This is a genomic window from Corallococcus exiguus (genome assembly GCF_009909105.1).
GTDB classification, from domain to species: Bacteria; Myxococcota; Myxococcia; order Myxococcales; family Myxococcaceae; genus Corallococcus; species Corallococcus exiguus.
This window is the reverse complement of the sequence record NZ_JAAAPK010000008.1, coordinates 301614-315729: the sequence shown is the minus strand read 5'-3', so window position 1 is coordinate 315729 and position 14116 is coordinate 301614. Positions and strand designations below refer to the sequence as shown.

The following is a 14116-nucleotide window of genomic DNA, read 5'->3' as shown; positions in this document are numbered from 1 at the left end:
CCAGGGCGCCGTCCGCGCGGAAGCGGACCTGGTCGCCGGTGCGGTACAGCCGCGCGCCCGGCACGGTGCTGAACGGATCCGGGATGAACTTCTCCGCCGTCAGCTCCGGCTGGTTCAGGTAGCCATGCGCCAGGCCGTCGCCGCCCGCGAACAACTCGCCGGGGGCGCCCAGGGGCACGGGCTGCAGGGACGCGTTGAGGACATGCACGCGCGTGCCGTTGATGGGACGGCCGATGGGCACGGAGATGCCCAGCGCGCCCGCGTTCTCCACCGGGTAGCACGCGGTGAACGTCGTGTTCTCCGTGGGGCCGTAGCCGTTGATGACGCGGCAGCCGGGCAGCTGCTCCATCACGCGCAGCACGTGCGCGGGGGACAGCACGTCACCACCCGCCAGCAGCTGGCGCACGGGACGCAGGCCGTCCAGGTTGCCATCCACCATCTGGTGGAACAGACCGGCGGTGAGCCACAAGGTGCTCACGCCCTCGCGGTTGATGACCTCCCCCAGTTCGTCCAGGGTGGGCGCGCGCGGCGGGAACACGGCGAGCTTCGCGCCGTTGAGCATCGCGCCCCACAGCTCGAAGGTGGACGCGTCGAACGCGAGCGGCGCCAGCTGGAGGAACACGTCCTTCGACGACAGGCTCACCCACTCCGGACCGCACACCAGGCGCACGACGGCGCGGTGGGGCACGGACACGCCCTTGGGGCGACCCGTGGAGCCGGAGGTGTAGAGGACGTACAGCTCGTCCTCGCCGCTCGGCGCGGTGTCGAGGTTGGCGTCCGAACGCTTCGCGAGCGCGGCAGCGTCGTCATCCAGGCAGATCACCTGGAGCCACTGCGCGGGCAGCTCGTCCGCGATCGCGGAGACGCTGACGAGCGCGGACAGGCCCGCGTCCTCGATGAGCATCGAGAGGCGCTCGGTGGGGAAGCTGGGGTCGAGCGGCACGTACGCGCCGCCCGCCTTGGCGATGCCCAGCACCGCCACGACGAGGTCCAGCGAGCGCTCCAGGGACACGCCCACGCGCTTGCCGGGCCTGACGCCCAGGGCGCGCAGGTGGTGCGCGAGCTGGTTGGCGCGCGCGTTGAGCTGCGAAGCGGTGAGCGTTTCGCCCTCGAAGCTGACGGCGACCGCGTCCGGGGCGCGGGCGGCCTGCGCCTCGAAGACGCGCGACACGGGCTGGCCGTGCGGGTACGTCCGCGGGCGGTCGTTCCACGCGGCGAGCGTGTTGCGCTCATCCGGCGTGAGCAGCGGCAGCGTGCCGATGCGGAGCTCGGGGTCGTCCACGACGGCGCGCAGCAGCGACTCGAAGTGGGCGAACAGGCGCTCCACCGACGCACGGTCGAGCACGTCCGTGTTGTGCTCCACCGTGACGGTGAGCCCGCCCTGCCACGGGAAGACGACGACGAGCAGGTCCCACTTCGCGGTCCCGTTCGTCTCCGCGTCCAGGAGGCTCAGCTCCAGGCCGGGGAGCTGGAGCGGCGGCAGCGGCGCGTTCTCCAGCACGAACTTCACGTTGAAGAGCTGACCACCCGGCTCGCGCGGCGGCTTGAGCGCCTGCACCAGCGTTCCGAAGGGCAGGTCCTGGTGCTCGTAGGCGTCCAGGGTCCCCTTGCGCACGCGGTCCAGCAGCGAGCGGAAGGACAAGTCGCCCGACACCTGCGTGCGCAGGACGAGCTGGTTGGTGAAGAAGCCAACCAGGGACTCCAGCTCCTCGCGGGCGCGGTTCGCGATGTCCGTGCCCACGACGATGTCGTCCTGGCCGGTGCGGCGGTGCAGGAGCGCGTCGAACGCGGCGAGCAGCACCATGAACAGCGTGGCGCCCTCCCCTCGTCCCAGCGCCTCGATGCGGGACGTGAGGTCCGGGGACAGGTGGAAGCGGCGGCTGTCACCGTGGAAGCGGTCGCCCGCGGGACGCGGCGCGTCCGTGCGCAGCGCGATGCGGGGCGCTCCGGCGAGCTGCTTCTTCCACCAGGAGATCTGCTGCTCCAGCACGTCGCCGCTCAGCCACTGGCGGTGCCAGAGGGTGTAGTCCGCGTACTGCACGGGCAGCGCGGGCAGCGGCGAGGGCTCGCCGCGCGAGAACGCGGTGTAGAGCGCCTGGAGCTCGTTCATGAACACGCCCACGGCCCAGCCATCCACCACGATGTGGTGCATGGCGAGGCACAGCACGTGCTCGCGCGCGCTCAGCTTCAGGAGCTGCGCGCGCAGGAGCGGGCCCTGCACCAGGTCGAAGGGCCGAGCGGCCTCCGCGTTCAGGTGCTTCCGGGCCTCGGCCTCCGCCTGGTCGGCGGGCAGCGAGGACAGGTCCACCACGGGCAGCACGAACGGCTTCGCTGGCAGGATGACCTGCACGGGCGCGCCGGACGCATCCTGATGGAAGACGGTGCGCAGCGCCTCGTGGCGCCGGACGATCTCCTCCAGGCCGCGGCGGAGCACGTCGACGTCCAGGTCGCCGCTCAAGCGCGCCGCGCTAGGTACGTTGTAGATGGGCGTGCCCGGCGTGAGCTGCTCGAAGAGCCAGAGGCGCTCCTGGTCGAACGACAGCGGCAGCGAGCCCTCACGCGACGCGGGCTTGAGCGGCGGCGTCTTGAACTTCCGCTCGGCGCCGGTGGCCTCGTCCACGCGGGCGGCCAGGGCGGCCACCGTCGGGGACTCGAAGAGCGCGCGCAGGGGCAGCTCCACCTGGAACTCGCCGCGCAGACGCGACACCAGCTGGGTGGCCATCAGCGAGTGGCCGCCCAGTTCGAAGAACGAATCCTCCGCGCCCACGCGCTCCACGGTAAGCACGCGCGCGAAGAGGGCCGCCACGCGCGTCTCCGTCTGCGTGCGAGGGGCCACGTAGGCATCCGGACGCGTGAGCGCGCCGGTGGGGGCCGGCAGGGCCTTGCGGTCCACCTTGCCGGCGGGCGTCATCGGCAGTGCGTCCAGCACCACGAAGGCCGACGGCACCATGTACTCCGGCACGCCGTCCTTCAGGTGCTTGCGCAGCGAGGCCGCGTCCACCGTCCGACCCGGCTGCGGCACGACGTAGCCGACGAGCCGCTTGTCACCCGGGACGTCCTCGCGAACCACGACCGCCGCCTCACGCACGTCCGCGTGGCGCAGCAGCACGGCCTCGATTTCACCCAGCTCGATGCGGAAGCCACGCACCTTCACCTGGTGGTCGATGCGGCCCAGGTATTCGATCTCGCCCTCGGCCAGCCAGCGCACGCGGTCGCCAGTGCGGTACAGCCGCGCGCCGGGCTCCTGGCTGAACGGGTTGGGGACGAACTTCTCCGCCGTCATGTCCGGCCGGCCCTGGTAGCCGCGCGCCAGGCCTTCGCCCGCGACGTACAGCTCGCCCGCGACGCCCACGGGCACCGGATGGTGCAGGGCATCCAGCACGTACACCTGCACGTTCGCCAGCGGCTTGCCGATGGTCAGGCGCTCCGCCCGGACACCGCCGTGTGTGAGGGTCGCGCAGACCGTGGTCTCGGTGGGGCCGTACGCGTTGATCAGCGTCCTCCCCTGCCCCCACTTGCGAGCCATCTCCACGCTCAGCGCCTCACCGGCGGAGACGATGGTGGACAGGCCGTCCAGCCCTTCCGTGCTCAGCTGCGCGAGCACCGACGGCGTCAGCGTCACGGTGGTGATGCGCTGCGACTTCAGCAGCGTGCGCAGCGGCTCATCCGGCAGCAGGCGGTCGCGCGGCGCGAGCACCAGCGTGGCCCCGGACACGAGCGTGCTGAACACCTCCCACACGCTGGCGTCGAAGCTGGATGCCGCGTACTGCAACGCGCGACGGCCCGTGCCCAGGCCCTTCGCCGCGGCGGCCTGCCGGGCGGTGTTGTTGAGGCCGCGGTGCGGCAGGAGCGTGCCCTTGGGACGCCCCGTGGAGCCGGACGTGTAGATGACGTACGCCAGGGTGTCGGCGTTGGCGCTGGAGGCCGGAGCGGTCTCCGGCAGCGTCCGGAGGTGCGCCGCCTCCACGTCCATGCGCACCACGCGCAGGCCGTCGGAGGGAAGCTGCTGGCTCAGCGAGTCCTGAGTCACCAGCACGGGCGCGCCGCTGTCCTCCAACATGAAGGACAGGCGCTCACGCGGGTAGGACGGATCCAACGGCACGAAGGCGCCACCGGCCTTCTGGATGCCGAGCATCGCCACCGCCAGCTCAAGCGAACGCTCCACGCAGAGCGCCACACGCACCTCGGGCCCGACGCCCAGCGTGCGCAGGTGGTGCGCCAGCTGGTTTGCCCGCGCGTCCAGCTGCGCGTACGTCAGCGAGGCATCCTCGAACACCAGCGCCTGCGAGTCCGGCGCGCGACGCACCTGGGCCTCGAAGAGCGTCGGGAACGTCACGTCACCCGTGACGTCACCGCGAGTGTCGTTCCACGCCACCAGCACTTGGTGACGCTCCTGCTCACCCATCAGCGCGAGCTGGGACAGCTTCGCCATGGGCCGCACCGCCACGGACTCCAGCAGCACCCGCAGGTGCTCCGTCATCCGCCGCGCCGTCGCCGCCGCGAACAGGTCCGTGTTGTACTCCAGCGTTCCTTCCAGCCCGCCCGCCGTCTCCGTCAGCGACAGCGTCAGGTCGAACTTCGCGGACTTCGCGTCCACCTCGTACGGCGAAAGCTCCACGCCCGACAGCTTCAGGTGCGGCAGCACGTCCTGCTGCAGCGCGAACATCACCTGGAACAACGGCGCATGGCTCAGGCTTCGCTGCGGCTGGAGTTCCTCCACCAGCTTCTCGAACGGCACATCCTGGTGCGCGTACGCGCCCAACGTCGTCTCACGCACCTGCTTCAGGACCTGCTGGAAGCTCGGGTTGCCCGCCAGCTTCGTGCGCAGCACCAGCGTGTTGACGAAGAAGCCGATGAGGCCCTCCGTCTCCGCCTGCGTGCGGCCCGCGATGGGCGAACCCACCGAGATGTCGTCCTGCCCGCTGTAGCGGGACAGCAGCACCTGGAACGCCGCCAGCAGCAGCTGGTACGGCGTGACGCCTTCCTGCTTCGCCAGCGCATTCAGCGTGCGGCTCAGGTCCGCGCCCAGCTTCACCGGCACCGTCGCGCCGCGGTACGTCTGCACCGCCGGGCGTGCGAAGTCCGTCGGCAGCTCCAGCACCGCCGGAGCACCGGCCAGCTGCTGCTTCCAGTAACCGACCTGCTTCTCCAGCACCCCGCCCAGCAGCCATTCCCGCTGCCACTGCGCGAAGTCCGCGTACTGCACCGCCAGCTCCGGCAGCGGCGACTTCTGGTTGAGTACCTGGGCCTCGTAGAGCGCGGCGACCTCACGCACGAGCACGCCCATGGACCAGCCGTCGGAGACGATGTGGTGCATCGTCACCAGCAGCACGTGCTTCGCCTCACCCAGCTTCAGCAGCTTCGCGCGGAAGAGCGGGCCCGTACCCAGATCGAACGGGCGCGAGGCTTCTTCCTCCGCCAGCCGCCGCGCTTCCGTGTCCTGTGCACCGGAGACGTCCACCACCGGCAGCTCGAAGGCCTTCGCCGGATGGATGACCTGCACCGCCTGACCATTGTCCTCACGGAACGTCGTGCGCAGCGACTCATGCCGACGGACGATCTCTTCCAAAGCCAGCCGCATGGATTCCACATGCAGCGCGCCGTCCAGCTTCACACCGCCCGCCACGTTGTAGAAGGCGCTGCCCTGCTCCAGCTGGTCCAGGAACCACAGACGCTGCTGTGAGAACGACAGCGACTCCGTGGCGCTCCGGGGCCGAGGCGTGATCGCCGGGGCCTTGGACGCATCACGGCCCGACACGGCCGTATCCACGAACGACGCGAGCGAAGCCACCGTGCTCAGCTCGAAGAGCGAACGCAGCGGGACCTCGGCGCCGAAGGCCGTGCGCAGCCGGGAGACCAGCTGCATCGCCAGCAGCGAGTGTCCGCCCAGCTCGAAGAACGAGTCCTCCGCACCCACGCGCTCCACGCGCAGCAACTGCGCGAAGATCGTGGCCACCTGCTCTTCCGTCGCCGTGCGCGGCGCCACGTACTGGCCCTGCGCCGTCTGGGCCTCCGGCACTGGCAGCGACTTGCGGTCCACCTTCCCATTCGGATTCAGAGGCAGTGCGCTCAACACCACGAACGCCGACGGCACCATGTACTCCGGCAGCCGCGCCTTCAGACCCTTGCGCAGCTCCGCCACGTCCAGGGACGCACCCGCCACGTACGCCACCAGGCGCCTGTCGCCGGGCACGTCCTCGCGCACCATCACCACGGACTCGCGCACGCCGGGCTGCGTGGACAGCACCGACTCCACTTCGCCCAGTTCGATGCGGAAGCCACGCACCTTCACCTGGAAGTCGATGCGGCCCAGGTACTCCAGCTCGCCATTCGGCAACCAGCGGATGCGGTCGCCCGTGCGGTACATCCGCGCGCCGGGCTCCTGGCTGAAGGGATTGGGGACGTACCTCTCCGCCGTCAGAGCAGGCTTCGCCAGGTAGCCTCGCGAGAGGCCCGCACCCGCGATGTACAGCTCGCCCGGCACGCCCTGCGGCACCGGACGCAGCCAGGCATCCAGCACGTACCCTCGCGAGCCCGTCAGGAGACGGCCAACGGTCGGCTCCCGCGCCGCGCCCTTCTCCACTCGCAAGTACGTCGAATACGTCGTGTCTTCCGTCGGGCCGTAGAAGTTGTAGACGGCCTCCACGTTCTTCAGCCCGTAGACGGCCTGCGCCAGCCGGTTCAGCAGCGGCTCACCGGCGAGGTTCACCGTGCGCACCGTCTCCGGCACGCCCTGGCTGCGCAGCAACTCCGCCATCGCGGAGGGCACCGTGTTCACCAGCGTCACCCGGCTCGCGTCCTTCATCGTCGGGAGCGCCAGTGCGTTCTCCGCGACGATGACGGAACCACCGATGCTCAGCGGCGCGAAGACTTCAAACACCGAGATGTCGAAGTTCAGCGACGTCGACGCCAACATGCCCGACAGCTGCTGAGGCGTGAAGAACGTCGTCGCCCAGTGCAGGAAGGCCACCACGCTGCGCTGCTCGATGGCCACGCCCTTCGGACGGCCCGTCGAACCCGACGTGTACAGCACGTACGCCAGATTCCTCACGCCCGTGCGCGCATCGACGCGCGAAGCAGGGTTCTTGGAGATGCTCTCCCAATCCGTATCCAGGAACACGTTGCGCGCCGAGTGCTTGGGCAGCACGCCCAGCAACTTCTGCTGCGTCAGCACCACCGTCGCCTGCGCGTCCTCCAACATCCAGCCCAGACGATCCTGCGGGTACGCCGGATCCAACGGCACGTAGGCGCCACCCGCCTTCAGCACGCCCAGCAGCGCCACCACCATCCGTGCGGAGCGCTCCAGGCTCACGCCCACCAGCATGTCCGGGCCCACGCCCATGCCACGCAGGTGATGCGCCAGCTGGTTCGACTGCGCCTCCAGCTGCGCGTACGTCAGCACCTCTCCGTCGAAGTAGACGGCCGCCGCATCCGGCGTGCGCGCAACCTGCGCCTCGAAGAGCGCCTGCATCGTCCCGGTCACCGGAGCCGGCAGGTCCGTCCCCGACACGTCCAGCAACAGCGTCTGCTTCTCCTGCGCGCCCATCAACGACAGGTCGAACACCTTCGCCATGGGCCGCACCGCCACGGACTCCAGCAGCACTCGCAGGTGCTCCGTCATCCGCCGCGCCGTCGCCGCCGTGAACAGGTCCGAGTTGTACTCGAGCGTCCCTTCCAGTCCGCCCGCGGTCTCCGTGAGGAAGAGCGTCAGGTCGAACTTCGCCGTCTTCGACTCCACTTCGTACGGCGACAGCTCCATGCCCGACAGCTTCAGGTGCGGCAGCACGTCCTGCTGCAGCGCGAACATCACCTGGAACAGCGGCGCATGGCTCAGGCTGCGCTGCGGCTGGAGTTCTTCCACCAGCTTCTCGAACGGCACGTCCTGGTGCGCATACGCGCCCAGCGTCGTCTCGCGCACCTGCTTCAGGAGCTGCTGGAAGCTCGGGTTGCCTGCCAGCTTCGTGCGCAACACCAGCGTGTTGACGAAGAAGCCGATGAGCCCTTCCGTCTCCGCCTGCGTACGGCCTGCGATGGGCGAACCCACCGAGATGTCGTCCTGGCCCGTGTAACGCGCCAGCAGCACCTGGAACGCGGCCAGCAGCAACTGGTACGGCGTGACGCCTTCCTGCTTCGCCAGCGCATTCAGTGAGCGGCTCAGGTCAGCGCCCAGCTTCACCGGCACCGTCGCGCCGCGGTACGTCTGCACCGCCGGACGCGCGAAGTCCGTCTGCAGCTCCAACATCGCCGGAGCCCCTGCCAGCTGCTGCTTCCAGTAGCCGACCTGCTTCTCCAGCGCCCCGCCCAGCAGCCATTCCCGCTGCCACTGCGCGAAGTCCGCGTACTGCACCGCCAGCTCCGGCAGCGGCATGGCGCGGCCCTGCGAGTGCGCCTCGTAGAGCGCGGCCATCTCGCGCACGAGGACACCCAGGGACCAGCCGTCGGAGACGATGTGGTGCATCGACACCAGCAGCACGTGCTTCGCTTCGCCCAGCTTCAGCAACTGAGCGCGGAAGAGCGGACCCGTGCCCAGATCGAACGGACGCACGGCCTCTTCGTTCACCCGGCGCTGAATCTCTGCCTCACCCGCGACCGACAGATCCACCACGGGCAGGTCCATCCGGCCCGCCGCGTGGATGATCTGCACCGCCTGACCGTTGTCCTCACGGAACGTCGTGCGCAGCGACTCGTGCCGCGCGACGATCTCCTGGAGCGTCAGCCTCAGGGCCTCCACGTCCAGCGTGCCATCCAGACGCACCGCGCCCGGCACGTTGTAGAGCGCGCTCCCCTGCTCCAGCCGGTCCAGGAACCACAGGCGCTGCTGCGCGAACGACAGCGGCAGCACACCCTCACGCGACACCCGCTTCAGCGGCGGCAGGTTCGCGGCTTCCGCCTGCTGCTTCTTCCCGTCGACGAATGACGCGAGCGAGGCCACCGAGTTCAGCTCGAAGAGCGAACGCAGCGGGACCTCGACGCCGAAGGCCGTGCGCAGCCGGGAGGCCAACTGCATCGCCAGCAGCGAGTGTCCACCCAGTTCGAAGAACGAGTCCTCCGAGCCCACGCGCTCCACGCGCAGCAACTGCGCGAAGATCGTCGCGACCTGCTCCTCCGTCGCCGTGCGCGGTGCCACGTACTGGCTCTGCGACTGGGCCTCCGGCACCGGCAGCGCCTTGCGGTCCACCTTCCCGTTCGGCGTCAGCGGCAGCGCGTTCAGCACCACGAACGCCGACGGCACCATGTACTCCGGCAGCCGCGCCTTCAGGCCCTGGCGCAGCTCCGCCGTGTCGAGAGACGCACCCGCCACGTACGCCACCAGGCGCTTGTCGCCCGGCACGTCCTCACGCACCACCACCACCGACTCACGCACGCCGGGCTGCGACGCCAGGGCCGACTCCACCTCGCCCAGTTCGATGCGGAAGCCACGCACCTTCACCTGGAAGTCGATGCGGCCCAGGTACTCCAGCTCGCCCGTCGCCAGCCACCGCACGCGGTCTCCCGTGCGGTACATCCGCGCGCCCAGCTGCTCCGAGAACGGGTTCGGCACGAAGCGCTCCGCCGTCAGCGACGGCTTGGCCAGGTAGCCGCGCGCGAGGCCCGCGCCCGCGATGTACAGCTCGCCCGGCACGCCCTGCGGCACTGGACGCAGCCACGCGTCCAGCACGTACGCCCGCGAGCCCGTCAGCGGACGGCCAATCGTCGGCTCACGCGCCGCGCCCTTCTCCACCCGCGAGTACGTCGAATACGTCGTGTCTTCCGTCGGGCCGTAGAGGTTGTAGACGCCCTCCACGTGCTTCAGTCCGTACAGCGGCTGCGCCAGCCGGTTCAGCAGCGGCTCGCCCGCGAGGTTCACCGTGCGCACCGACTCCGGCACGCCCTGGCTGCGCAGCAACTCCGCCATCGCGGAGGGCACCGTGTTCACCAACGTCACGCGGCCCGCGTCCTTCAGCGTCGGCAGCGCCAGCGCGTTCTCCGCGACGATGACGGCACCACCGCTGGTCAACGGCGCGAAGACTTCGAACACCGACAGGTCGAAGTTCAGCGACGTCGCCGCCAGCACGCCCGCCAGCTGCTGCTTCGTGAAGGCCGCCGTCGCCCAGTGCAGGAAGGCCACCACGCTGCGCTGCTCGATGGCCACGCCCTTTGGACGGCCCGTGGAGCCCGACGTGTACAGCACGTACGCCAGGTTCCCCTCGCCCGTGCTCGTCGCGACAGGCGTAGTCGGCTGCCGCGCGATCACGGCCCAATCCGTGTCCACGCAGACGGCCTTCGCGGAGTGCTCAGGCAGCACGCCCAGCAGCTTCTGCTGCGTCAGCAGCACCGGCGCCTGCGCGTCCTCCAGCATCCAGCCCAGGCGCTCACTCGGGTACGCCGGATCCAGCGGCACGTACGCGCCGCCCGCCTTCAGCACGCCCAGCAGCGCCACCACCATCCGCGCCGAACGCTCCAGGCTCACGCCCACCAGCGTGTCCGGGCCCACGCCCATGCCACGCAGGTGGTGCGCCAGCTGATTCGCCTGCGCGTCCAGCTGCGCGTACGTCAGCACCTCGCCATCGAAGTGGACCGCGGGCGCATCCGGCGTGCGCGCGACCTGCGCCTCGAACAGGGCCTGCATCGTCCCGCGCACCGGGGCCGACAGGTCCGTCCCCGACACGTCCCTCAGCAGCGTCTGCGTCTCCTGCGCGCCCATCAGCGACAGGTCGGACAGCTTCGCGCCCGGATCCGTGAGCAGCGACTCCAGCAGCACCCGCAGGTGCTCCATCATCCGCCGCGCCGTCGCCGCCGCGAACAGGTCCGTGTTGTACTCGAGCGTCCCGTCCAGCCCGCCCGCCGTCTCCGTCAGGTAGAGCGTCAGGTCGAACTTCGCCGTCTTCGACTCCACCTCGTACGGCGACAGCTCCACGCCCGGCAGACGGAAGTGCGGCAGCACGTCCTGCTGCAACACGAACATCACCTGGAACAGCGGCGCGTGGCTGAGGCTGCGCTGCGGCTGGAGTTCCTCCACCAGCTTCTCGAACGGCACGTCCTGGTGCGCGTACGCACCCAGCGTCGTCTCCTTCACCTGGGCCAGCAGCGCGCGGAAGGACGGATTGCCCGTAAGCGTCGTGCGCAGCACCAGCGTGTTGACGAAGAAGCCGATGAGGCCCTCCGTCTCAGCACGCGTGCGGCCCGTGATGGGCGAACCCACCGAGATGTCGTCCTGCCCCGAGTAGCGCCCCAGCAGCACCTGGAACGCCGCCAGCAGCAGCATGTACGGCGTGACGCCTTCCTTCTTCGCCAGCGCGCCCAGCGCCTTGCTCAGCTCCGCTCCCAGCTTCACCGGCACCGTCGCGCCGCGGTACGTCTGCGCCGCCGGACGCGCGAAGTCCGTGGGCAACTCCAGCACGGCGGGCGCTCCGGACAGCCGCTGCTTCCAGTAGCCGACCTGCTTCTCCAACACGCCGCCCAGCAGCCACTCCCGCTGCCACTGCGCGAAGTCCGCGTACTGCACCTTCAGCGCCGGCAGCGGAGAACCCCGCCCGCCACGGAACGCGTCGTAGAGCGCGGCGACTTCACGCACGAGCACGCCCATGGACCAGCCGTCGGAGACGATGTGGTGCATCGTCACCAGCAGCACGTGCTTCGCTTCACCCAGCTTGAGCAACCGCGCGCGCACCAGCGGACCCGTACCCAGGTCGAACGAGCGCACGGCCTCTTCATCCACGCACCGCCGCGCCTCCGCCTCGCGCGACGCCTCCGGGAAGCCCGTCAGGTCCACCACCGGCAGCTCGAAGGACTTCGCCGGGTGGATGAGCTGCACCGCCTCGCCGTTCTCCTCGCGGAACGTCGTGCGCAGCGACTCGTGCCGGCGGACGATCTCCTCCAGGCTCCGGCGCATCGCCTCCGCGTCCAGCGCTCCGTCCAGCCGCACCGCGCCCGGGATGCTGTAGAGCGCGCTGCCCTGCTCCAGCCGGTCCAGGAACCACAGGCGCTGCTGCGCGAACGACAGCGGCTGCGTGGCGCCACGCGGCCTGGGCGCGAGCACCGCCGCCTTCGGCTCCTGCTTCGACGCCGTGATGCGCTTCGCCAGCTCCACCAGGCTCGGCCCCTGGAGCAGCAGCTCCATGGGCAGCGCGATCCCCAGCCCCTTCTCCACCGCGTGCGCCAGCTCCACCGCGCTCAGCGAATCCAGGCCGTAGCGCGTGATGGGCTCACGCACGTCCACCGTCTTCGCCGGCATCTTCAGCTGCTCCGCCACGCGCTCCACCAGCCACGTCAGCGTGGTCCGCGCGGCCTCCGGCACGTCCTCACGCACCGGCGCAGCGGCGGGCTCCGAGGACTCGGCGGCTTCCGACTCCTCCGCCTCCTCGAACCCCGGCTCGCGCCACACCAGCACCGTGCGCAGCTCGTCCGCGAGGAACTGCGCCTTGCTCGCGTGCCGCTGGATCTTCCCGCTGGAGGTCTTCGGGATGCTGCCGGGCTCGATCAGCGCCACGGCGTGCACCTGCACCTCGTGCCGCTCGGCGACGCGCTGGCGGATCTCCTTCACCGCCGCCTCCGCCATGTCCACCTGCTTGCGCAGGTTGCCCGCCTTGCGCAGGTCGATCTCCTGCACCACCACCAGGCGCTCCTCGCCCGCCACCTCCAGAGACACCGCCGCGACGCTGCCAGCGCGCAGCGCGGGGTGGCTCTCCTCCACCGTCTGCTCGATGTCCTGCGGGTAGTGGTTGCGGCCCCGGATGATGATCAGATCCTTGGCCCGGCCGGTGACGTACAGCTCGCCGTCCCGCATGAAGCCCAGGTCGCCGGTGCGCAGGAACGGGCCTTCGTCCGTGCCCTTCACGCGCGCGTGGAACGCCTCCGCCGTCGCCTCCGGCTTGTTCCAGTAGCCCAGCGCCACGCTGGGGCCGCGCACCCAGATTTCACCCACGCCGCCGGGCGCGCACGCCTCGCGCGTCTGGGGATCCACGATGGCCACGGGGTGTCCCGGCCGCTCATCGCCGCAGCCCACCAGGACGCGCGCCTCCGGCTTCGCCGCGTCCACCAGCACCGCCCGGCGCTGCTCCAACGCCGGAGCATCCAGCGCGCAGCGCACCGGCGGCGCCTCCACGCGCCCGCCCGACACCAGCAGCGTCGCCTCCGCCAGGCCGTAGCACGGGAAGAAGAACTCACGCTTGAAGCCGTGCGGCCCGAAGGCCTGCTCGAAGCGATCCAGCGTCGCCGGACGGATGGGCTCCGCGCCGGTGAACGCCACCCGCCACGAGCTCAGGTCCAACGACTGACGCTCCTCCGCCGGGATGCGCCGGATGCACAGGTCGAACGCGAAGTTCGGCCCGCCGCTGATGGTGGCCTTGTAGCGGGTGATGGCCTCCAGCCACACGCGCGGGTTCTTGAGCATCGTCATCGGCGACATCAGCGCCGCGTGGAACGTCGCGTACAGCGGCGTGAGGATGCCGCCGATGAGCCCCATGTCGTGGTACGGCGGCAGCCAGATGACGGCCGAGCTGCTGGGGCCCAGCTCGAACGCGTCCGTGATCAGCGCCAGGTTGTGAGCCAGGTTGCCGTGGCTCAGCATCACGCCCTTGGGCGAGCCCGTGGATCCCGACGTGTACTGGAGGAACGCCAGCGTCGACGCGTCCACCGCCGGCGGCGTCCACTCCGCTTCCCCACCCGCCGGAATCTCGTCCGTCCCCACCCAGTGCAGCGAGCGCAGGTCCGGCGCCTGCTCGAAGACGAACTCCGTCATGGACAGGATGCCGGACGTGGTGAGCACCACCGTCGCGTTCGCGTCCTGGATGATCGCGCGCAGGCGCGGCAGCGTCCGCTCCAGCCGCATCGGATCCGGCGGATACGCCGGCACCGCGATGAGCCCCGCGTAGAGGCACCCGAAGAACCCCGCCACGTACTCCAGCCCGGGCGGGTACAGCAGCATCACGCGCTCGCCCGGCTTCGCCACCTTCCGCAGCGCCACCGCGATCCGCCGCGCCCGCGCATCCAGCCCCGCGTAGCTCAGCGCTCCGTCTTCCTGCCCAGCGTCGTCCAGGAACGTGTACAGCGGCTGATCGGGCCGTGATTCAGCCCGGCTCCGCAAGATTTCGACGAGAGTGGAATGCGAGGGCGTCAGCTCAGGGGAACGCGGCAA

1 protein-coding gene (running past one end of the window) is annotated in these 14116 nt (G+C 70.3%); it reads right to left on the bottom strand.

What is annotated here, in order from left to right; genetic code table 11:
• Nucleotides 1–14116, bottom strand: the beginning of a protein-coding gene (locus GTZ93_RS27615) for a non-ribosomal peptide synthetase (RefSeq protein WP_161663102.1). Its footprint begins 17384 nt before the window's first position; 14116 of the gene's 31500 nt are visible here — the first part of the coding sequence; it begins with the start codon at nucleotides 14114–14116; its stop codon lies off the left edge, out of view.